The sequence below is a fragment of the Kitasatospora sp. NPDC048407 genome (assembly GCF_043200475.1).
Taxonomy (GTDB): domain Bacteria; phylum Actinomycetota; class Actinomycetes; order Streptomycetales; family Streptomycetaceae; genus Kitasatospora.
The window spans coordinates 1-21,812 of the sequence record NZ_JBICXW010000030.1; the positions used below are offsets into that span (position 1 = coordinate 1).

At 69.5% G+C, this 21,812-nt stretch carries 15 protein-coding genes; 2 read left to right on the top strand and 13 right to left on the bottom strand.

Going from position 1 to position 21,812, the window contains the following annotated elements; genetic code table 11:
• Positions 1 to 350 precede the first annotated feature (350 nt).
• From ACGFWJ_RS33130 to eccD, 9 genes are all read right to left on the bottom strand, one after another.
• The gene (locus ACGFWJ_RS33130; protein ID WP_392956103.1) at positions 351 to 2,036 is read right to left on the bottom strand and encodes a ribonuclease J; all 1,686 of its coding nucleotides are present in this window, start codon (positions 2,034 to 2,036) and stop codon (positions 351 to 353) included.
• A gap of 172 nt (positions 2,037 to 2,208) precedes the next feature.
• Positions 2,209 to 3,108, bottom strand: coding sequence for a 4-hydroxy-tetrahydrodipicolinate synthase (gene dapA, locus ACGFWJ_RS33135; protein ID WP_392956106.1), 900 nt, complete (start codon positions 3,106 to 3,108; stop codon positions 2,209 to 2,211).
• A 318-nt stretch (positions 3,109 to 3,426) separates the two neighbouring features.
• A complete protein-coding gene (gene thyX, locus ACGFWJ_RS33140; protein ID WP_035866708.1) occupies positions 3,427 to 4,212 on the bottom strand; it encodes an FAD-dependent thymidylate synthase in 786 nt (261 codons plus the stop codon).
• 34 nt (positions 4,213 to 4,246) lie between these two features.
• On the bottom strand, positions 4,247 to 4,708 hold the full coding sequence (locus ACGFWJ_RS33145; RefSeq protein WP_392956109.1) for a hypothetical protein: 462 nt from the start codon (positions 4,706 to 4,708) through the stop codon (positions 4,247 to 4,249).
• A gap of 1 nt (position 4,709) precedes the next feature.
• Positions 4,710 to 5,456: a 4-hydroxy-tetrahydrodipicolinate reductase gene (gene dapB, locus ACGFWJ_RS33150; protein WP_387649646.1), complete on the bottom strand. Its 747-nt coding sequence runs from the start codon at positions 5,454 to 5,456 to the stop codon at positions 4,710 to 4,712.
• 46 nt (positions 5,457 to 5,502) lie between these two features.
• Complete coding sequence (locus tag ACGFWJ_RS33155) at positions 5,503 to 6,858, bottom strand: M16 family metallopeptidase (protein ID WP_392956112.1); 1,356 nt, start codon at positions 6,856 to 6,858, stop codon at positions 5,503 to 5,505.
• A 139-nt stretch (positions 6,859 to 6,997) separates the two neighbouring features.
• A complete protein-coding gene (locus tag ACGFWJ_RS33160) occupies positions 6,998 to 9,205 on the bottom strand; it encodes a polyribonucleotide nucleotidyltransferase (protein WP_387649651.1) in 2,208 nt (735 codons plus the stop codon).
• 374 nt (positions 9,206 to 9,579) lie between these two features.
• A complete protein-coding gene (rpsO, locus tag ACGFWJ_RS33165; RefSeq protein ID WP_387649654.1) occupies positions 9,580 to 9,870 on the bottom strand; it encodes a 30S ribosomal protein S15 in 291 nt (96 codons plus the stop codon).
• An 88-nt stretch (positions 9,871 to 9,958) separates the two neighbouring features.
• A complete protein-coding gene (eccD, locus tag ACGFWJ_RS33170; protein WP_387649657.1) occupies positions 9,959 to 11,425 on the bottom strand; it encodes a type VII secretion integral membrane protein EccD in 1,467 nt (488 codons plus the stop codon).
• A 512-nt stretch (positions 11,426 to 11,937) separates the two neighbouring features.
• On the opposite strand from eccD, the gene eccCa reads away from it, so the two are divergent.
• Both eccCa and ACGFWJ_RS33180 read left to right on the top strand, forming a co-directional pair.
• Positions 11,938 to 15,897 (top strand): type VII secretion protein EccCa, encoded by a 3,960-nt coding sequence (gene eccCa / locus ACGFWJ_RS33175; protein ID WP_392956116.1) that lies wholly within the window; start codon positions 11,938 to 11,940, stop codon positions 15,895 to 15,897.
• A 470-nt stretch (positions 15,898 to 16,367) separates the two neighbouring features.
• Complete coding sequence (locus ACGFWJ_RS33180; protein WP_392956118.1) at positions 16,368 to 17,777, top strand: APC family permease; 1,410 nt, start codon at positions 16,368 to 16,370, stop codon at positions 17,775 to 17,777.
• Between the two features lie 96 nt (positions 17,778 to 17,873).
• Here the strand turns inward: ACGFWJ_RS33180 and mycP are convergent, their stop codons facing one another.
• The 4 genes from mycP to ACGFWJ_RS33200 form a co-directional block, all read right to left on the bottom strand.
• Positions 17,874 to 19,184, bottom strand: a complete 1,311-nt coding sequence (gene mycP, locus ACGFWJ_RS33185; protein WP_392956120.1) for a type VII secretion-associated serine protease mycosin — start codon at positions 19,182 to 19,184, stop codon at positions 17,874 to 17,876.
• 131 nt (positions 19,185 to 19,315) lie between these two features.
• Entirely contained in the window at positions 19,316 to 19,600 is a 285-nt protein-coding gene (locus ACGFWJ_RS33190; protein ID WP_392956123.1) for a WXG100 family type VII secretion target, read from the bottom strand.
• Between the two features lie 71 nt (positions 19,601 to 19,671).
• Positions 19,672 to 19,971 (bottom strand): WXG100 family type VII secretion target, encoded by a 300-nt coding sequence (locus ACGFWJ_RS33195; RefSeq protein ID WP_387649670.1) that lies wholly within the window; start codon positions 19,969 to 19,971, stop codon positions 19,672 to 19,674.
• A 181-nt stretch (positions 19,972 to 20,152) separates the two neighbouring features.
• On the bottom strand, positions 20,153 to 21,730 hold the full coding sequence (locus ACGFWJ_RS33200; protein ID WP_392956126.1) for a type VII secretion protein EccB: 1,578 nt from the start codon (positions 21,728 to 21,730) through the stop codon (positions 20,153 to 20,155).
• Positions 21,731 to 21,812: the final 82 nt, after the last annotated feature.

Below are 21,812 nucleotides of genomic sequence, written 5' to 3' on the forward strand. Positions count from 1 at the left end.
AACCAACCGATACCGGCTGGCCGGGGATGTCAACATATCTGGCGTTGACTTTTGGCACGCTGTTGAGTTCTCAAGGAACGGACACTTCCTTCAGGCGGCCTTCCGACCGACCCTCCGGGCGCTTCGTTCTTTCGTGTTTCCAGCTTATCAGATGTTTTCCGCTCCGTTTTCCGGAGTTTCATTCATTCCGATTCGCTTTGGCCTTTCGGCGCTCCCGAACTCTATCAGAGTTTCTCGGCCTGTTTTCCCCGCCCCATTCGAACGAATTCGAATTCGGAGCGAAGCCGCACGACCGTGGGGCAACCCGGAGAACATTACGCACCGGGCTGCCCCAGGTCAAATCAGGTCGGTCAGACCTCGACGACGACCGGGAGGATCATCGGGCGGCGCCGGTAGTTGTCAGCGACCCACTTGCCGACGGTCCGGCGGACCAGCTGCTGAACCTGGCGGACCTCCAGGACGCCTTCCCCGGCGGAGCGGTTGAGGGCTTCCTCCAGCTTGCCGGCGATGGACGCGAATGCCGCGTCGTCGATGCCGGAGCCGCGGGCCTGGAAGGTCGGGCCGCTGACCATCTTGCCGTTGGTGGAGTCGACCACCACGAAGACGGAGATGAAGCCCTCTTCGCCGAGGATCCGGCGGTCCTTGAGCGAGGCCTCGGTGATGTCGCCGACCGAGGAGCCGTCCACGTAGACGTAGCCGGCCTGGACCTTGCCGGCGATCCGGGCGACGCCCTTCTCCAGGTCGACGCAGACGCCGTCCTCGGCGATGACCACGCGGTTGCGCGGGACGCCGGTGGCGATGCCGAGGTCGGCGGCGGCGCGCAGGTGGCGCCATTCGCCGTGGACCGGCATCAGGTTCTTCGGCTTGCAGATGTTGAAGAAGTACAGGAGCTCGCCGGCCGAGGCGTGGCCGGAGACGTGCACCTTGGCGTTGCCCTTGTGGACGACCTTGGCGCCCCAGCGGGTGAGGCCGTTGATGACCCGGTAGACGGCGTTCTCGTTGCCGGGGATCAGCGAGGAGGCGAGGACGACGGTGTCGCCCTCGACGATGCGGATCTGGTGGTCGCGGTTGGCCATCCGGGACAGCGCGGCCATCGGCTCGCCCTGGGAGCCGGTGCAGATCAGCACCACCTCCTTGTCGGGGAGGTCGTCGAGGGTCTTGACGTCGACGATCAGGTTGCCGGGGACCTTCAGGTAGCCGAGGTCGCGCGCGATGCCCATGTTGCGGACCATCGAGCGGCCGACGAAGGCGACCTTGCGCTTGTACTCGTGCGCGGCGTCCAGGACCTGCTGGATGCGGTGCACGTGGCTGGCGAAGGAGGCGACGATGATGCGCTTCTCCGCGTTGGCGAAGACGTTGCGCAGCGCGGCGGAGATGTCGCGCTCGTGCGGGATGAAGCCGGGGACCTCGGCGTTGGTGGAGTCCACCAGCAGGAGGTCCATGCCCTCTTCGGCCAGCTTGGCGAAGGTCGGCAGGTCGGTGAGGCGGCCGTCCAGCGGGAGCTGGTCCATCTTGAAGTCACCGGTGGCGACGACCATGCCCGCGGGGGTGCGGACGGCGACGGCCAGGGCGTCGGGGATGGAGTGGTTGACCGCGATGAACTGGCAGTCGAAGGGGCCGATCCGCTCGCGGTCGCCCTCGGCGACCTCCAGGACGTAGGGGCGGATGCGGTGCTCGGCGAGCTTGGCCTCGATCAGGGCGAGGGTGAGCTTGGAGCCGATCAGCGGGATGTCCGGGTTCTCCCGGAGGAGGAAGGGGACGGCGCCGATGTGGTCCTCGTGGCCGTGGGTCAGGACGATGCCGTCGATCTTGTCGAGGCGGTCCCGGATGTAGCTGAAGTCGGGGAGGATCAGGTCGACGCCGGGCTGCTCGTCCTCGGGGAAGAGCACGCCGCAGTCGATGATCAGGATGCGGTCGCCGTACTCGAGGACCGTCATGTTGCGGCCGATCTCGCCGAGACCGCCCAGCGGGGTGATGCGGAGGGCGCCCTCCTTGAGTGCGGGGGGAGCGCCGAGTTCGGGGTGCGGGTGGCTCAAAAGACTCTCCTCACGACGCACGCCATATGCCCGGAGGGTTCTTCCCCCGGCGGCATATGGCGTGCGTCCATCGTGGTTACCTGACTGCCGATTTGCCGCGCGCCTTCGGTCCCGGTCCAGCGGCGGACCTGGTGGGGTCCGGCGAGCCGGGGACGCGCACGTCTGTTGTTGGTTACAGGTGTACCCCGCCGGCGGCGAGATCCTCCTTCAACCGGGCGATCTCCGCGTCCGTGGCGGAGACCAGGGGCAGCCGGAGCGGGCCGGCCGGGTGTCCCTGCAGGTTCAACGCCGCCTTGGAGAGAATCACTCCCTGGGTGCGGAAGATACCGGTATAGACCGGCAGCAGCGACTGGTGGACGGCGAGCGCCTTGGCGTGGTCGCCGGCGACGAACGCCTCGATCATGGCGCGCATCTCGGCGGCGACGACGTGGCCGACCACGCTGACCACGCCGACGGCTCCGACCGAAAGCAGCGGCAGGGTCAGGTTGTCGTCGCCGGAGTACCAGGCGAGGCCAGTGTCGGCGATGGCGCGGGCGGCCGCCGCGACGTCGCCCTTGGCGTCCTTGTTGGCGACGATCCGCGGGTGCTCGCCGAGGCGGACCAGGGTGTCGTGTTCGAGCGCGACGGCGGCGCGGCCGGGGATGTCGTACAGCATCACCGGCAGCTCGGTGGCGTCGGCGATCGCGACGGTGTGCCGGTACAGGCCCTCCTGCGGCGGCTTGCTGTAGTACGGGGTGACCGCGAGCAGGCCGTGGGCGCCGGCGGCCTGCGCCTGGCGGGCGAGTTCGACGCTGTGGTGGGTGTTGTTGGTGCCGACGCCGGTGATGACGTGGGCGCGGTCTCCGACCGCCTCGACCACGGCCCGGACCAGCTGGGCCTTCTCCGCGTCGGTGGTGGTGGGCGACTCGCCGGTGGTGCCGTTGAGCACCAGGCCGTCGTTCCCGGAGTCCACCAGGTGGGCGGCGAGGCGCTGGGCGCCGTCGAGGTCGAGCTCGCCGTCGGCGGTGAAGGGGGTGACCATCGCGGTCAGGACCCGGCCGAAGGGCGTCTGCGGTGTGGAGGTCGGAGCCATGGGTCCAAAGCTACTCGTAGGGCGGTGGTCGACAGCCACGCAGGTCCAGGGTTTGGACAGTCCTGGGGGTCGCGGGCCGGGCCCGACATGGGATTCCGGTGCTGCGCGCTCGGGGGTTCACGCAGCACCGGAATCCGTGCCCCGAGCGTATGGAGCGGCCGAGAACGCCGCAATCCGGGCATCTGGGACAAGTCCGTCCATCTGCCCGTCCACGCAGGTCAGCGGCCGGTTCGCGGGCCGCCTGCGGCAGGCCGCACGGGTGAGCACGGCCGGGCCGGGGTCCGACGGTCCGTCAGACCCCGGCCACGGGGTCGGACGTCAGACCTTGCGCCAGCCGGGGACCCAGGCGCCGTCCTCTACGGTGTAGTCGCCGAACAGCGAGGGCGCCTCCTTGACCATCAGCTCGCCGATCTTGCCGAACAGCAGCCGGATCTCCTCCTCGGCGCCCGGCGCGGTGCGGTTCTCGATGACGTGGCGCAGGGTGCGCACGTTCGCCGTCCAGACCAGGCCGGTGGCCAGGCCCTCGGGGGCGAAGCGGCGCATGAAGGAGGTCTTCTCCTTCTTCTCGTGGAACTTGACGCCCTCCTCGTCCAGCCCGAAGTGGTCGGCCATCCAGTGCTGGAACTCCTCGATCTGCTGCATCAGGCCGGTGGCGCGGCCCATCAGCTCCTCGTCCTGCTGCGCCCACTCGGGGAACCAGAACGGGATGTCGTCGAGGCGGACGAAGCGCAGCGACTCCTGGGAGACCGCGACGCCGGCCCGGTGGCGGACCAGCTCGTGGGTGACCACCCGGCTGACGTTGTGCAGCACGAAGGTGAAGGAGACGTGCTCCAGCACCGAGCCGTGGGCGCTGGCCAGGATGTTCTTCAGGTAGACGTCCTGGTCGGTGCGGACCTTGGTGACGTTCGGGTTGAGGCCCGGCTTCCACGAGCGGTAGCAGATCCGGCCGGCGAACTCGGCGAGGTTCTGGGCGTCGTCCAGGTCGCCGCGGTCGACCCGCTCCAGCCAGCTCTCGCCGCCGACGTCCTGCAGGTAGGCCGCGACCTCGTCGTAGTCGAGCTCGGGGCGGGCGATCAGGTGGACCTGGGGTTCGACTGCGCGCATGGGTGATGTCCTGGCTGTTCGGGGGCGGTACAGGTCAGTTTACGGCGGTGGCCGTGGAGTGCCGGTCGTGCAGCTTGATGGCGTGCTGCATGGCCTTGCGGGCGCGCGGTACGTCACCGGCGTCGGCGTAGGCGACGGCGAGCCGGAAGAAGTTCCGCCAGTCGGTGGGGTCGGCCTCGGCCTCGCGCTTGCGGCGGGCGAACACGGCGTCGGCGGAGACCCGGTCGATCCGGCCGCCGCCGGTGCGCTTGAGCTCGTCCACGGGCAGGCCGCCCTCGGCCTCCAGCTCACGGGCGAGCCGCTCGCTGGCCCGGCCGAAGCGGACGGTCTGGCGGAGGAACCAGACCCCGATCACCGGGATGACGAAGGCGCACAGGCCGATGCCGATGCCGAGCGGCTTGCCGGTGGCGACGAGCTGGACGCCCTCCCCCACGCAGACCACGCTGACCAGCAGCAGGACGCCGGAGAGGATGAAGAAGCCGGTACGAGAGGTCATGTCACAGGTCCAGGAAGTGTTCCAGGCCGAAGGTCAGGCCCGGGTGGTCGGCGATCTTCCGCACGCCGAGCAGGATGCCGGGCATGAAGCTGCTGTGGTGCATGGAGTCGTGCCGGATGGTCAGCGTCTCGCCGGTGTCGCCGAACATCACCTGCTGGTGGGCGAGCAGGCCGCGCAGCCGCACCGCGTGCACCGGGACGCCGTCCACGTCGGCGCCGCGGGCGCCGGGCAGGCTGTGCGTGGTCGGGTCCTGCTGCGGGGGCAGGCCGGCCTCGGCGCGGGCGGCGGCGATCAGCTGCGCGGTGCGGGTGGCGGTGCCGGACGGGGCGTCGGCCTTGCGGTCGTGGTGGAGCTCGACCACCTCGACGGACTCGAAGTACTTGGCCGCCAGCTGGGAGAACTTCATGCCGAGGATCGCGCCGATGGAGAAGTTTGGGGCGATCAGCAGGCCGAGCTCCGGGGCGTCGGCGAGCAGGCCGCGGACGGTCTCCAGGCGCTCCTCGGTCCAGCCGGTGGTGCCGGTGACCACGTGGATGCCGTTGCGCAGGCAGTAGTCGAGGTTGCCCATCACCGAGTCGGGGTGGGTGAGTTCGACCGCGACGTCGACCCCGGCGTCGCCGAGTTCGGTGAGCTTCGAGCCACGGCCGAGGGCGGCCACCAGCTCCATGCCTTCGGCGGCCTCCACGGCCTTGACGGCCTCCGAGCCGATCCGGCCCTTGGCGCCGATCACGGCGACGCGCAGCGTCATGTCAGTTGTCCTTCCGGGCGAGCGGGCAAGCGGGCGAGCAGGCGAATCAGGCGAGCAGGTCGGCCAGCTTGGCGGCCCGCCGGTCGTTGATCGGGCCGATCAGCGCGAGCGAGGGCCGGTGCGCCCCCAGCACATCACGGGCGACGGCGTGCACGTCGTCCAGGGTGACCTCGGCCATCTTGCGCAGCATCTCGTCCACCGACAGGTGGTGGCCGTAGGAGATTTCGGCCTTGCCGATGCGGTTCATCAGCGAGCCGGTGTCCTCCATGCCGAGCACGGTGGAGCCGGAGAGCTGGCCGATCGCGCGGTGCAGTTCCTCCTCGGTGATGCCGTCCTCGACCACCCGGGCGAGTTCCTCGCGGCAGATCTTCAGCACTTCCTCAACCCGCTTGGGCTGGCAGCCGGCGTAGATACCGAACAGGCCGGTGTCGGCGTACGAGGACGAGTAGGAGTACACGGAGTACGCCAGGCCGCGCTTCTCCCGGACCTCCTGGAACAGCCGGGAGCTCATGCCGCCGCCGAGGGCGGCGTTGAGCACGCCCAGCGCCCAGCGGCGCTCGTCGTGCCGCGGGATGCCGGGGACGCCGAGCACCAGGTGGGCCTGCTCGGTGGGGCGGTTGAGGACGGCGGCCTTGCCGGAGGTGCGGACCGGCTTGACGCCGCGCCGGACCTCCGCGGGGTGGCCCTTGGACTTGGCCAGCACCTGCGCGAACGCCTTCTCCACCAACTTGACCACCTTGGCGTGGTCGAGGTTGCCGGCCGCCGCGACCACCAGGTTCTCCGGCTTGTAGCGGCGGTGGTAGAAGCCCGCGATCTGGTCGCGGCTCAGCCCGGACACGGTCTCCTGGGTGCCGAGGATCGGGCGGCCGAGCGGACCGGTCCCGAAGATCACCTTGGCGAACAGGTCGTGCACCACGTCGCCCGGGTCGTCCTCCGCCATCGCCATCTCTTCCAGGATGACGCCGCGCTCGGACTCCACGTCCTCGGGCCGGATCAGCGAGCCGGTGAGCATGTCGCACACCACGTCGATGGCCAGCGGCAGGTCGGTGTCGAGCACCCGCGCGTAGTAGCAGGTGTTCTCCTTGGCGGTGAACGCGTTCATCTCGCCGCCGACCGCGTCCAGCGCGGCGGAGATCTCCAGCGCGTCGCGCCGGGCGGTGCCCTTGAAGAGCAGGTGCTCCAGGTAGTGCGTGGCGCCGTTCAGCACCGGGGTCTCGTCCCGGGAGCCGACGCCGACCCAGATGCCGAAGGTGGCGCTGCGCACCGTCGGGAGGGTCTCGGTGACGACCCGCAGGCCGCCGGGGAGCACGGTGCGGCGGACAGTGCCCGCGCCGCCTTCGGTGCCCTTGAGCAGGGTCCGGGTGGTGCCGGGGCGCTGCTTCGCCGCCGAGGCCTGGGCCACGGGTGTTCCTTCCAGCTACTGCTTCACGAGGAGAGCTTCACGAACTGCACGAACTGCATGAACTGCAGGTACTTCACGAACAGGGCGCGGCCCGCACGCGCCGGATGGGGCGTGCGGGCCGCAGGGTGTTACCGGGGTGTCACTCGGAGGCGGCCTCGCCGCTCTCCTCGCCCTCGATGACGGGGATCAGCGACAGCTTGCCGCGCGGGTCGATCTCGGCGATCTCGACCTGCACCTTGGCGCCGACGCCGAGCACGTCCTCGACGTTCTCGACGCGCTTGCCACCGGCCAGCTTGCGGATCTGCGAGATGTGCAGCAGACCGTCCTTGCCCGGCATGAGCGAGACGAAGGCGCCGAACGTGGTGGTCTTCACCACGGTGCCCAGGTAGCGCTCGCCGACCTCCGGCATGGTCGGGTTGGCGATCTGGTTGATCGTCGAGCGGGCGGCCTCGGCGGCCGGGCCGTCGGCGGCACCGATGTAGATGGTGCCGTCGTCCTCGATGGTGATCTCGGCGCCGGTGTCCTCCTGGATCTGGTTGATCATCTTGCCCTTGGGGCCGATGACCTCACCGATCTTGTCCACCGGGATCTTGATGGTGATGATCCGCGGCGCGTTCGGGGACATCTCGTCGGGCGAGTCGATGGCCTCGTTCATCACGTCGAGGATGTGCAGGCGGGCGTCCCGGGCCTGCTTCAGCGCGGCGGCCAGCACGGAGGCCGGGATGCCGTCGAGCTTGGTGTCCAGCTGCAGGGCGGTGATGAAGTTGCGGGTACCGGCGACCTTGAAGTCCATGTCGCCGTACGCGTCCTCGGCACCGAGGATGTCGGTGAGCGTCACGTAGTGGGTCTCACCGTCGATCTCCTGCGAGATCAGGCCCATGGCGATACCGGCGACGGCGGCCTTCAGCGGCACACCGGCGTTCAGCAGCGACATGGTGGACGCGCAGACCGAGCCCATCGAGGTGGAGCCGTTGGAGCCCAGCGCCTCGGAGACCTGGCGGATCGCGTAGGGGAACTCCTCGCGGGTCGGCAGGACCGGGAGGATCGCGCGCTCGGCGAGGGCGCCGTGGCCGATCTCGCGGCGCTTCGGCGAACCGACGCGGCCGGTCTCGCCCACCGAGTACGGCGGGAAGTTGTAGTTGTGCATGTAGCGGCGACGGGTCTCCGGGGAGAGCGTGTCGAGCTGCTGCTCCATGCGCAGCATGTTCAGCGTGGTGACGCCCAGGATCTGGGTCTCGCCGCGCTCGAACAGGGCCGAGCCGTGCACCCGCGGGATGGCCTCGACCTCGGCGGCCAGGGTGCGGATGTCGGTGACGCCGCGGCCGTCGATGCGGACCTTGTCCTTGATGACGCGCTCGCGGACGATCTTCTTGGTGAGCGCGTTGTAGGCGCCGCTGATCTCCTTCTCGCGGCCCTCGAACTCCGGGAGCAGCTTGTCGGCGGCGACGGCCTTGATGCGGTCCAGCTCGTTCTGGCGCTCCTGCTTGCCCGCGATGGTCAGCGCCTTGGACAGCTCGTCCTTGACGGCGGCGGTCAGCGCGGCCAGCACGTCGTCCTGGTACTCCAGGAAGCGCGGGAACTCGCCGGTCGGCTTGGCGGCCTGCTTGGCCAGCTGGGCCTGCGCGGCGCACAGCACCTTGATGAACGGCTTCGCGGCCTCCAGGCCGGCGGCGACGATCTCCTCGGTGGGGGCGTCGGCGCCGCCCTCGACCAGCTTGATGGTCTTGTCGGTGGCCTCGGCCTCGACCATCATGATCGCGACGTCGCCGTCCGGCAGGACGCGACCGGCGACGACCATGTCGAAGACGGCCGACTCCAGCTCGGAGTGGGTCGGGAAGGCCACCCACTGGCCGTTGATCAGCGCGACGCGGACGCCGCCGATCGGGCCGGAGAACGGCAGGCCGGCCAGCTGGGTGGAGGCGGAGGCCGCGTTGATGGCCACCACGTCGTACAGGTGGTCGGGGTTCAGCGCCATGACGGTGACGACGACCTGGACCTCGTTGCGCAGGCCCTTGACGAAGGACGGGCGCAGCGGGCGGTCGATCAGGCGGCAGGTGAGGATCGCGTCCTCCGACGGCCGGCCCTCACGGCGGAAGAACGAGCCGGGGATGCGGCCGGCGGCGTACATCCGCTCCTCGACGTCCACCGTCAGCGGGAAGAAGTCGAAGTGCTCCTTGGGCTGCTTCGAGGCGCTGGTGGCCGACAGCACCATGGTGTCGTCGTCCAGGTAGGCCACGGCGGAGCCGGCGGCCTGACGGGCCAGGCGGCCGGTCTCGAAGCGGATGGTGCGGGTACCGAAGCTGCCGTTGTCGATGACGGCCTCGGCGTAGAAAACGTTCTCTTCCACCTGGAAGATCTCCTCTTTTGTACGTCTCCCCAGGAGCGCCGCTGCGCTTGCCTGCCGTGGCCCGGGCAGTTGGGCCGGTCTTCGATCGAAGCCACCGGGTCCGTCCCCGCGTGTCGGGGGTTCCGGCGGCCACTACCGAGGACCGGCGCCTTTCGGCGTGCGGCGGCGTCTGCGTGTGGACGCTCCTGCGGTGCGGGCGGCTTCCGTTTGAAGCCTTGTCGGCCCGCAAGGGCGGGCATGCCCTTTACCTTACAAATTCACACCCTATCGAGCGCGGCTTTAAGGCGAGCTGTTCGCGGGGTGCGGTCGCGAGGTGGCGCGGAAAGCGCCGAAGGGCGGCTCCCCGGTGAGGGGAGCCGCCCCTACGAGCGGTGTCAGCGGGCGCCGCCGGCGGCACCGCGGCGGATGCCGAGGCGGTCCACCAGGGTACGGAAGCGCTCGATGTCCTTCTTGGCCAGGTACTGCAGCAGGCGGCGACGCTGGCCGACCAGGATCAGCAGGCCACGACGCGAGTGGTGGTCGTGCTTGTGGAACTTGAGGTGCCCGGTCAGGTCCGAGATGCGGCGGGAGAGCATGGCCACCTGAACCTCGGGAGAGCCGGTGTCGCCCTCCTTCTGGCCGAACTCGGCGATGATCTGCTTCTTGACGTCAGCGGCGAGGGCCACGGGCATCTCCTTAGGTGTGTGCCGAGTGGCCCTGGTCGAAAGCACAGGGCCTGACAGAACTCGGACGGATCAACGATACCAGCGCGGCTCAGCCGGTCGCGCCGCGCACCACGTTGTAGATGTTGAGCACGGCCAGCGCCAGCGGCACCAGGGCGATCAGCATCAGGCTGTCGACCATGTCCAGGATGCGGCCCCAGAACGGGGACACACCGGAACGCGGGACGATCAGCGCGATCGCGATCATGATCGCGGCGCCGGCCGCGATGGACGCGGACAGCCACACGGTGCGCAGTTCGCCGGTGTCGCTGCCACCGAGGGCCGCGGCCGCCGCCAGGTGCATCGGGGTGTGCAGGGCCAGGCCGAGGATCAGCAGCGACAGGCCGGCCAGGCCGGCGATGGTGAGCGCGAACACCTGGGCGGTGTAGCGGAACAGCCGGGCGCGCAGCATGGTCGTGACGCCGATGGCCAGGGCCAGCAGTTCGGCCCAGCTGCGGTCGCTGAAACCGAGCACGGTGCAGGCGCCGACGATGGTGGTGGCGGCGCCGCCGACCAGGCCGACCAGCACCTCGTGGCCGCGGCGGGCCTGGGCGGCGATCCGCTCGTACTGGACGGTCTCGGCGCTGGCGGTCTCCTCGCCGTAGGCGGTGCCGCGGGTGCGGGCCTGGCCGGGGGCGCTGAAGCCGACGGGCAGGCGGGCGAACCGGGCGGACAGCGCGGGCAGGAAGCCGACCGCGGCGACCGCGGCGACGCCGGTGACGGCGGCGATGTCGGTGATCGCGGTGCCGGACATCAGCACCGCGGCGAAGGTGGCCAGGGTGCCGGCGGCGGCGACGAAGGCGGCGGCGACGAACACCGAGTCCTTCTCCGGCAGCAGGCCGACCAGCAGGACGGAGACCACCAGCACGGTGACGCAGCCGACCAGGAACTGGAGCCGGCCGGGGCCGTCGCCGGCGCCCGGGACGTCGATGATGCCGGAGCCGGCCAGCATGGCGTGCGGCAGCGCGCCGAGGCCGAGCGCGAGCGCGGCGATGTGGTCGTCGTAGACCCGGGCGCGGACGGCGGCGTAGGTCACCAGCACGACGGCGGTGACGCCGGCCAGGATGCCCGGCAGGCCGAACATGTTGTGCCGCAGGTCGGAGAACCACAGCGCGAACGCCAGCAGGGTGAGCAGCACCGTGCCGGAGATCAGGCCGAAGGCCCGCATCAGGTCGGGGCTCCAGAACCTGCGGTCGGCCTCGACCGCCGAGGCGATGGCGTCGGCAACGTCGTCGTAGACGGCCGGCGGCAGCGACTCGGAGAACGGGCGAAGGCTCAACAGGTCACCGTCGCGGACCTGTTGGGCCGCCAGCGGAAGTCCGCTGTCGAGCACGGTGCCGTCCCGCCGCACCAAATGGAACCCGGTCGGTGTTCCGTCCACCTGGGTCTGCCCGGAGAGCCGCAGCACTTCCGGGTAGATGTCGGCGAGCGGGACGTCCTCCGGCAGGGCGACGTCGATCCGGCTGTCCGGTGCCACCACGGTGACCCGGCAGAAACCGGTCGTAGCGTTTGTGCTCACCGGCCCTCTCCCCCTCGTTGGCTGTGTCGGCAAGTCTGCTGACCACTCGTCGACCGGTTCCGGAACTGTCACGGCCCGAACGAGAGTTGGCGCGGCGTCACCTTACCCCCTCGGCGCAAGGACGCACTGCGTCGGGGGCGTGGACGGGGCGCGGGCGGCGCGTGCGGGTGGAGGCGGTGCGCAGGCGTGCCGGGGGTTGTGTGTTGACGCCCGGTCGGAACCCTGTCGGTGGCCGACCCCGTGGACGAACGGCTTGCCCAGCGCAGTAGGATCGGCCCCTGCGCACGGCGTACGGGGGCGGCGATCGAAGACGCGACAGCCCCGCACGCCTGCGGTTCGGCGGAGCGGGGGCGGCGTCATCACACGGGGCGCCCTCACCGTACGTATCCAGATGCGTGAGGGCGGATTGTGAGCGAGCGATGGGGGTGCCCCCGACTCTGTGCCCGGGGAGGGCGCACCGTTGACGACGGGGAGTCGCGCGCTGCGGCTGTCGCTGGGGGCGGGGTGATGGCGTGAGTACGGTGACGGTCAAGCGTCCGCCGCGGGCGTTCCCGCCTCCGGTGTCGGAGGAGCCGGTCGAGCTGGTTCCGCCGCCGGAGTTGCCGCGGGGCGGTGGCGAGGACTGGATGATGTCGCTGCTGCCGCTGCTCGGCATGGGCGGTTCGGCGGCGTTCTTCTTCTCTCCGGGCGCACAGGGCCCGATGAAGATGATGGGTGTCCTGATGGTCGCGTCGACCGCCGCGATGGCGGTGGCGCAGATCGTCAAGGCGCGCAAGGGCGGTAGCGCGGCCACCTCGGACGAGCGCCGCGACTACCTGAAGTACCTGCAGCAGAAGCGCCGCGAGGTGCGTCGCACGGCCGAACGGCAGCGCGGGGCGCTGCTGTTCACCCACCCGGAGCCCGACCAGCTGTGGTCGATCGTGGCCGAGGGCCGCCGGCTGTGGGAGCGCCGGCCGACGGATCCGGACTTCGCACAGATCCGGGTGGGCCTGGGCCCGTTGCAGCTGTCGACGCCGCTGGTGGCGCCGCAGACCGCGCCGATGGACGAGTTGGAGCCGCTCGCCGCGGAGGCGATGGGCACCTTCATCAAGACCCACGGCACGCTGCAGGACCTGCCGCTGGCGGTCTCGCTGCGCGCCTTCTACCACATCACGGTGTGCGGCGACCCGGACTCGGTGTACGGCAACGTCCGGTCGATGGTGGCCCAGTTGGCGACCCTGCACTCCCCCGAGGACCTGATGATCGGGGTGGCCGCCGCGCCCGGCGCGGTGGAGGAGTGGGAGTGGGCGAAGTGGCTGCCGCACACCCAGCACCGCAAGGACAGCGACGGCGCCGGTTCGCGGCGTCTGATCGCCTCCGGGCTGGGCGAGCTGGAGGAGCTGCTGGCCAACGAGCTGGCCGGCCGCAAGGGCTTCTCCCGTGACAGCACGCCGAGTTCGGACCAGCCGCACCTGGTGGTCATCATGGACGGCGCCTCGGTGCCGGTCGACTCGGTGATCGCCGGTCCGGAGGGCGTCCAGGGCGTCACCGTGATCGAGGTCGTCCCGGGTGACCTGGACGAGCCGAACGGCCACCTGGTGATCACCGTCGGCAAGCACGAGCTGCTGCTGGAGGCCGCCTCCGGTGCCAGTTACCCGGGCAAGCCGGACACCCTGTCGGGGTGGCAGGCCGAGGCGCTGTCGCGGCAGTTGGCGCCGTTCCGGGCGTCCGCGGGCGGCGACGACAGCGACCCGTCGCTGGTCTCGATGGACTTCACCGAGATGATGCACACCGGCGACCCGGGTTCCTTCGACCCGGCCCGGCACTGGCGTCCCAAGCCGATCCGCGAGAAGCTGCGCGTCCCGCTGGGCGTCGGCAGCAACGGCGAGTACGTCTGGCTGGACATCAAGGAAGCCTCGCTGGAGGGCATGGGCCCGCACGGCATGTGCGTCGGCGCGACCGGTTCCGGCAAGTCCGAGGTGCTCCGCACCATCGTGCTGGCGCTGGCGGTCACCCACTCGTCCGAGGTGCTGAACCTGGTCCTCGCGGACTTCAAGGGTGGTGCGACCTTCGCCGGTATGGCGGAGATGCCGCACACCGCGGCCGTGATCACCAACCTCGAGGGCGAAGCCACCCTGATCGACCGCATGCGCGACGCGATCGAGGGCGAGATGAACCGCCGCCAGGAGCTGCTGCGCGCGGCGGGCAACTACGCGAACATCAACGAGTACGAGCGGGCCCGCACCGCGGGTGCGCCGCTCGACCCGCTGCCCTCGCTGCTGATGATCATCGATGAGTTCTCCGAACTGCTCACCGCGAAGCCGGACTTCATCGACCTGTTCATCCAGATCGGCCGTATCGGCCGTTCGCTCGGTATGCACATGCTGCTGGCCTCGCAGCGACTGGAGGAGGGCAAGCTCCGCGGTCTGGACACCTTCCTGTCCTACCGACTGGGTCTGCGCACCTTCTCGGCCGCCGAGTCGCGGGCCGCGATCGGTGTCCCGGACGCCTACCACCTGCCGCCGATCCCCGGCGTGGGCTACCTCAAGTTCGGCTCCGACGTGATGGAGCGCTTCCGGGCCGCGTACGTGTCCGGCAAGTACCGTCCGCCGGGCCAGCAGCGCGCGGTCGGCGGCCGGGTGGTCACCGCCCAGCCGGTGCTGTTCACCGCCGCCGAGGTCGAGATCATCGAGCCCGAGGTGGAGGAGATCCTTCCCGACCCGTCGGACGAGGAGGAGAAGGACGACGCGCTGCTGGACACCATGCTCGACGTGTTCGTCCAGCGCATGATCGGCCAGGGCCCGCCGGCCCACCAGGTGTGGCTGCCCCCGCTGGAGGCGCCGCCGTCGGTGGACAGCCTGCTGGAGCCGCTGCAGGTCAGCCCGGAACGCGGTCTGACCCCGGCGTCCATCACCCAGGGCAACCTGATCGTCCCGGTCGGCATCGTCGACAAGCCGCGCGACCAGCGCCGCGACGTGATGTACCTGAACTACTCGGGCGCGGCCGGCCACGGCATGATCGTCGGCGGTCCGCAGTCCGGCAAGTCCACCATGGTGCGCACCATCGTGACGGGCTTCTCGGTCACCCACACCCCGGTCGAGACGCAGTTCTACCTGCTCGACTTCGGCGGTGGCGGCTTCGGCTCGCTGGCCGACCTGCCGCACGTCGGCGGCGTGGCGGGCCGACTGGACGTCGAGAAGGTCCGCCGCATGATCAGCGAGGTGCACGGGGTGCTCAACCGCCGTGAGGAGCTGTTCCGCGCCCAGGGCATCGACACCATCGCCACCTACCGCACCCGCCGTGCCAACGGGCAGCTGCCGGACGAGAGCTTCGGCGACGTGTTCCTGTTCATCGACGGCTGGCTGATCTTCAAGCAGGAGTTCGAGGTCCTGGAGCCGGTCATCGGCGACATCGCGCAGCGAGGTCTCGGTTACGGCGTCCACGTGGTGATCACCGCGGCCCGCTACGCCGAGGTCCGCCCTGCGCTGAAGGACCAGCTGCAGAACCGCGTCGAGCTGAAGCTCGGTGACTCCATGGAGTCCGAGATCAACCGCAAGGTCGCGGTGAACGTGCCGGCGATCCCGGGTCGTGGTCTGACCCACGAGCAGCTGCACTTCCTGTCCGGTCTGCCGCGCATCGACGGCGCCGGCACCACCGAGGACCTGGTGGACGGCGTCGCCGACATGGTCAGCCAGATCAACGCGGCCTGGACCGGCCCGCGCGCCCCGCAGGTGCGCATGCTGCCGGCCGTGCTCGACGGCAACTCGCTGCCCAAGGGCTTCGAGCACCCCGAGCTGGGTGTCGCGTTCGGTGTCGACGAGGTCGAGCTGGCGCCGGTGTTCGTCAACTTCGAGACCGACCCGATGTTCGTCATCTTCGGCGAGAGCGAGTCCGGCAAGTCGGCGATGCTGCGCATGCTGATCAAGCAGATCACCGAGCGGTACACCCCGGACCAGGCCGGCATCGTGATCGGCGACTTCCGCCGCTCGCTGCTGGGCGTGGTTCCGCCGGAGTACCTGGTGGAGTACGCGGCTGCCGCGCCCGCCATGTCGGCGATCGTGGAGATGCTGCGCGGCGCCTGCTCGCGTCGTCTGCCCGGTCCGGACGTCACCCCGGAGCAGCTGCGCAACCGCAGCTGGTACCAGGGCAAGGACATGTTCGTGATCGTGGACGACTACGAGCTGGTCGCCACCCAGTCGGGCAACCCGATGGCGCCGCTGGCGGAGTTCCTGCCGTTCGCGCGCGACATCGGTCTGCGTCTGATCGTCGCCCGCAACGCGGGTGGCGCCGGCCGCTCGCTGTTCGAGCCGGTGATGCAGCGCATGCGCGAGCTGGGCGGCCAGGGCCTGATCCTCTCCGGTGACAAGGGCGAGGGCGCGCTGCTGGGCACCGTCAAGCCGCAGCCGCAGCCGCAGGGCCGTGGTGTGTTCGTCTCCCGCCGCATGCAGGCGGGTCAGACGGTGCAGACCGGTTGGCTGCCGACCCTGCAGTAGCCCTCGGGCGAGAATCACGCAGTGTGACCAACAGGGCCGGGTTCCGGAAGGGATCCGGCCCTTTGGCATCCCAGGGGCCGGACGGTGCCATAACGTTATGTTCTGATTTTTAGGCTCTTCCTTCGGTTCCCGTACCCGTGTGACCGGTCGGCCTGGGTTTTCGGGCCCCCAGCCGTGTCGGCGCCATGCCTTTGAATCGGAGTTGCGCAGATCACTTCACCTTCGATTCAAGCGCAGTTCACCAGAGTTGCCTGGCGGGAATCAAGCACCCAGTCGGCCACTCGGCTGTGTTCCGTAGGAAAAACCGGCTTATGACAACGGATTCCGCAGCTCATCGCGCGTTGACGATGCCAATTCATCCAGGCAACCTGGCGCATCGGGAGCGATAGAGAACCACACCCGCGAGAACGTGTTTCGGAGGCGATACCGCTCCCTTCCCCTCACCACCGCACAGCCGATCGGATGCCCCCATGACCGACACGCTCCCCCCGCAGGCAGCAGCCCCCGCTCCGGGTGCCGCCGCCGGCGCGGACGCACCGAAGAAGCTCGCCCGATCGCTCGGCGTCGTGGGTGGCACGCTGCTCACGCTCTCCTGCGTGACCCCGGCATCATCACTCTTCGTGCTCGTTCCAGAGCTGTTCCAAGGCCTCGGCACCTACACCATGATGGCCATCGCCATCGGCTCGATCATCTGTATCGCGGTGGCGTTCTGTTACTCCGAGCTCGGCACCCTGGTGCCCTCCGCGGGCGGCGAGTACGCCATGGTCGGCACCCTGGCGGGCAAGTTCGCGGGCTGGCTGGTGTTCATCCAGTCGCTGATCGTGGTGATGATCGTGCCGTCCATCATCGCGATGGGCACCGCCGAGTACCTCAACCCGATCATCCACATCGACCCGAAGATCGCCGGCGCCGTGGTGATGATCGCGGCCACCATCGCCGGCCTGCTCGACCTGCGCGCCAACGCCTGGATCACCGGCATCTTCCTGGTCCTCGAGGTCATCGCCTGCGGCGTGGTGTCCTTCCTCGGCTTCACCCACACCGAGCGCGGCGCGGACACCATGCTGCACGGCACCATGGTCGACGCGGCGGGCGCCACCTCCGGCGTGGGCTTCGCGGGGATCCTGGCCATGATGGGCACCGCGCTCTTCGTCACCCAGGGCTTCTCCACCGCGATCTACCTCTCCGAGGAGCTGGAGAACCCGCGCAAGAACGTCGCCCGCACCGTGATGTGGACGCTGGGCCTGTCGGTCGCCATCATCGTCATCCCGGTCGCCGCCATCACCATGGGTGCGCCGGACATGGCCGCGCTGACCAGCGGAAACATCTCGGAGCTGGTGATCGGCTGGAGCAACAGCGCCGTCGGCACCTTCATCAGCCTCTGCATCGCGCTGGCGATCATCAACGCGGGCATCGTGATGGTCATCCAGAACTCCCGGGTGCTGTTCGCCTCCGGCCGCGACAAGGCCTGGCCCGCGCCGGTGAACAACGCCTTCGGCACCCTCAACAAGTTCAGCGCCCCGTGGGTCTCCACCCTGGCGGTCGGCATCCCCGGCGCGGTGCTCTGCTTCGTGGAGCAGTCCCTGCTGATCGAGATCACCGGTGTCGCCGTCGCCGCGCTGTACCTGCTGGTCGCCGTCGGCTCGCTGTTCTCCCGCCGCGGTGAGCACAAGCACGCTCCGGCCTGGCGCCAGCCGCTGTGGCCCGCGCTGCCGATCGTGGTGATCGGCGCCCTCGGCTACACGCTCTTCGAGCTCCGCGGCCCCGGCCTGTGGTGGACCCTGGGCATCACCGCCGCCGCCAGCCTCTACTGGGCGTTCTACCTGCGGCCCCGTTCGGAGACCCGCTGGGTGATCACCCTCCCCGAGGACGAGCGGGCCTGACCCCCTGCACCCCGCTCCCTCTTCGGCCCCGCCGGTTCCCCCCGACCGGCGGGGCCGACCCCTTTCCGGGGCCGGCCCGCACACCGGTCCGAACGGTCAGTGGCGGCGGCGCCGGCCCATGTCACGGGCGACGATCGCACCGCCGGCCAGACCCGCCACCAGCAGGCCACCGGCCCCGAGCACGAAGGTGCCGGTCCGCCGGTCCCGGTCCGCCTGCGTCTCCTCCAGGCCCGCCGGCTGCGCGACCAGCGGAACGGTGTCCAGCTTGGTCGGGACGTCCGGGGTCGGGGACGAGCTCGGCGTGTCGGTGTACGAGACCGCCTTGACCGGGTCGACCACGCCCCAGCCGATCCACTTGTTGTGGCCGTGCTCGGTGCGCTGGGCGGTCTGCTCGATCACGGTGCGGATCTGCTTGGGGGTCCAGTCCTTGTGCTGCCCCTTGAGGATCGCGGCCAGGCCGGACACGTAGGGCGCGGAGAAGCTGGTGCCGTTGTCGGTGCACTGGCCGCCCCCGGGGACGGTGGAGAGCATGTCGACGCCCGGCGCGACCACCTTGACGAAGTCGCCGTACTGCGAGAACGTGGCCCGCTCGTTGTTGCGGTCGGACGCGCCCACGGCCAGCACGGTGTCGTACTTGGCCGGGTAGGTGGGGCCTTCGGCGCCGTCGTTGCCGGAGGACGCGACCACCACGATCCCGCTGCTTTCGGCCTGCTTCAGCACCGCCTCCAACTGACCGTCCTCGGCGAACGCCGGTACGTCGGCGGGCTTGTTCGGGTCCACCTCGACCCGAACGTCCTGCGAGATGTTGATGACATCGGCGTCCAGCCGCATCGCCGCCTTGATGGCGTCGATCAGCGTGGACACACTGCCGTGGCCCTCGGCATCGTTCTGCCGGATCGAGATGATCTTCGCGTCCTTCGCCAGGCCGACGAAGCCGACCCCGGTCCTCGGACTGGCTGCGATGATGCCCGCGACCTTGGTGCCGTGCCCGACCTTGTCGGACAGGGCGCTGCCCTCCGGCTTCTGCTGACCGGCCCTCACCTGCGCGTCGCCGAGCAGGTCCCCGCCGTCGATCACCTTGCCGGGGGCACCCAACTGCGGGTTGCCGACGTCCACGCCGGTGTCGATCACGGCGACCTTGACGCCGTCCCCGGTGTGATGGGCCTTGCCGTCCTTGTCGACACCCCACAGCTCGTCCAGGAAGACCCGCTGGAGCGACCAGGGCACGGCTTCGACGTCCTTCTGGGCACAGTCACCGGCCGCCGCGATCGCCACCGGCTGTCGGAACCCGGCTTCCCCGGAGGCTGAGGGCGAGGGCTCGGCGTAGGCGGGTCCGGCGGCCGTACTGCCGACCACCCCGAGCACCAGCAGCACCGCGCCGGCCCGGCGCAACGATCCTGACGACACCTGAAGTCCACCCCTCATTGCTTCCACCCGTGTTCGGCGCGTGCCCCGTGCAACGCGCGAAGGGCGGGCGCCCAGTGGGACGCCCGCCCTTGAGAAGAGCGCTTACCGCGCAGAGTCCCCGAGAGGGAAACTCAGACCCAGAGGTTCTGGTTCGAGGTCTCGGTCTGCTGGTAGCTCTGCGCCGCGTTGTCCAGCGCGCTGGAGATCTGGCCGAGCACCTGCTGCAGGTCGGCGGCCTTGCGGTCCCACTCAGCCTGGCGGGCCTGGTAGCCCTCCTGGGCCGAACCCTCCCAGGAGGTGGCGATGCGCTGAACGCCCGCCTTCAGGTCGTCAAGCTGCGACTGGATGCGCGAAGCGGTCTGACGCACCTCGGAGCTGGCGTTCTGCAGAGTCTGGAAATTGACGAGAATGGACATGGTTGTCTCCTTGTCGATGGATGCACGGCGCGCCCCCGTGAGGGCGCGATGTGGCGGTTACCGGCTCGGCGTCAGCCGATGCCACCGACGGCAGCACGCTGCTCTTCTTCGGTCATCGAGTACGCCTTGGTGGTCGCCTCGATCGCCTGACGGATCTCGTCGAGCACCTTGTTGAGCGCGTTGGCGTCGTCGTTGGTCCGCTGCTGCATCTGCTGGTACGCGGACGCAGCCTGGCCCTTCCAGCCCGAAGAGATCTCGGAGACCAGGTTGTTCAGGCGGCTGATCTCGCCCTGCACCTGCTGGTTGACCTCGCCGATACGGTTCGCGAAGGAGGTCATTTCCTCCGCGGTCATCGTGAACTGACCTGCCATGATCCACCGTCCCCCATGAGACAGATTTCATCCGGGCGCCCCTGTGGCGAACGCCCGCACGGGCACCACGTGGCGTGGTGCTCTGTAGCACTGTAACGGCCAAGTGCGCTCCGCCCAACACCGGGTGGCAGGTAGTTACCAGACCATGACACTGAACTCCCGCACCGGCATTGACGGTTCGTCAGGCGTTCTGCGGCTGAAGTGCAGTGTTGGTGTTGAGCACCGGACCGGCCGGCACCAGCTTCGACCAGAATTCCGGCACGAACTGTGGGTTGACGGACTTGAAGCCCAGCCGCGCCTGCGCCTCGTTGGTGCTCTTCTTCTCGCCGCCCTGCGGGTTCGCGCTGGGGGTGGCCGCGCCGTTGCCACCGTCGTTGTTGACGGGCAGTGTGTAACGCAGGCCGGAGTCGGTGATCAGGTAGCCGGTGCCGGTGCCGCCGTCGGCGGTGGGCTTGCTGTTGCCGTCCAGCGAGCGGTACAGCAGACCGTGACCGGGCGTCACGTGCGCGCTGGCCGCGTCCGAGCTGACGTCCGCCGGGTAGGCGGTGCTGGCCCACACCGAGCGCTTGATCTTGTCGCCGTCGTAGCCGTCGAAGGTCGAGCAGACCACCGTGCGGGGATCGTTGGCGCCGACGTTGACCGCCGGGGACTTGCGAGTGGGGAGGTTCTTGGCGTCGTCGAGCATGGCCCGGGAGATCGTCGCCTGAAGCTTGCTGTAGTCGCCGGCACCGAGCTCCGCGATGGTCGGCGTCGCGTCGCCGTACGCCGCAGCCTGCGTGTTCGGGTCGAGGCGCATCAGGTCCGCCTGGAACTCGCTGATCTGGAACAGGTTGTTCGGGCCGACCGCGTAGTAGTTGCCCTCGAACTTCAGCACCCGGCCGACCTTCTTCTCCGATTCCTTCGAGAGGGCCACGGTGGAAGGCAGGGACTGCTTGGCAATGACGTTGGCGAAGCGGAAGAACTTCACCGGCTCGCCGTAGTCCAGGGTTGCCAGCCATTCCTTGGTGACGCGCTGGGGCTTCATGTCCGGGCCGAACAGTGCCGTCTCCATGGCGTCCTTGTCGGTCTTGCTGGTGTCCTCCCGGCCGATCGCGTGCTTCAAGCCGTTGCTGTCGACCAGGAACCTCGACCCTGGAGCACCCTGCTCGTCCGGTCCCTGGACGAACAGTGACTGGTTGTCCTTGAGCTTCCGCTCCCCCTGAAGGGTCTTGGCGTCCGCCCCGGCCGCGATGAACATCGACTGGGCCACCTGGGACGACAGGTTCTCCTTGCCCTGCTTGTCGCACACCGACCACAGCTTCGAAATGCCCGCGTCATCGACCTTGGGCAACTTGTCCGGCGCGTACGGGATTCCGATGGCGGGACCGCGCCGCGGGTACTTGTCCAGCACCTCGTCGGCGACCGTCTGCACGGTGGCGTTCTCGGCCAGCACCAGGCGGGCCGAGGACATGTTCAGCACCTGGTGCAGCATCGGCTGGCCGGACTTCTGGTCGGTCAGGATCACGTACCGGGTGGTGGAGGTCTTGCCCTGCAGGATGTACTTGCCGTTGTCCCAGTTCGGCGGAGCGCTGGGCTTGATGACGCCCCACATGCCGAAGCCGGCGACGATCACGGCCCCGATCACGAAGCTCGGCAGCACCGCGCGGATCGGACGCGGTGCGTCCTCGTCGTTGCCGCCGCCCCCCGGCTGCAGGAAGGCCCCGACCATCCGCTTGCGGGCGAAGGTATAGGCGTTCAGCTCGTCCCGGCGTGATGCCATGCTCGTCCCCGTCTCCCCTGTGTGACCCGACCTGCGGGTGTCAACGCGCTTGTGCTGTGCGTGAGTCTGCCACCCGGCGGGC

Coding starts and splice junctions, on each gene's coding strand:
- dapA (WP_392956106.1), bottom strand. CDS start 3,108: ATGGCTCCGACCTCCACACCGCAGACGCCCTTCGGCCGGGTCCTGACC.
- thyX (WP_035866708.1), bottom strand. CDS start 4,212: ATGCGCGCAGTCGAACCCCAGGTCCACCTGATCGCCCGCCCCGAGCTC.
- ACGFWJ_RS33145 (WP_392956109.1), bottom strand. CDS start 4,708: ATGACCTCTCGTACCGGCTTCTTCATCCTCTCCGGCGTCCTGCTGCTG.
- dapB (WP_387649646.1), bottom strand. CDS start 5,456: ATGACGCTGCGCGTCGCCGTGATCGGCGCCAAGGGCCGGATCGGCTCG.
- ACGFWJ_RS33180 (WP_392956118.1), top strand. CDS start 16,368: ATGACCGACACGCTCCCCCCGCAGGCAGCAGCCCCCGCTCCGGGTGCC.
- ACGFWJ_RS33190 (WP_392956123.1), bottom strand. CDS start 19,600: ATGTCCATTCTCGTCAATTTCCAGACTCTGCAGAACGCCAGCTCCGAG.
- ACGFWJ_RS33195 (WP_387649670.1), bottom strand. CDS start 19,971: ATGGCAGGTCAGTTCACGATGACCGCGGAGGAAATGACCTCCTTCGCG.
- ACGFWJ_RS33200 (WP_392956126.1), bottom strand. CDS start 21,730: ATGGCATCACGCCGGGACGAGCTGAACGCCTATACCTTCGCCCGCAAG.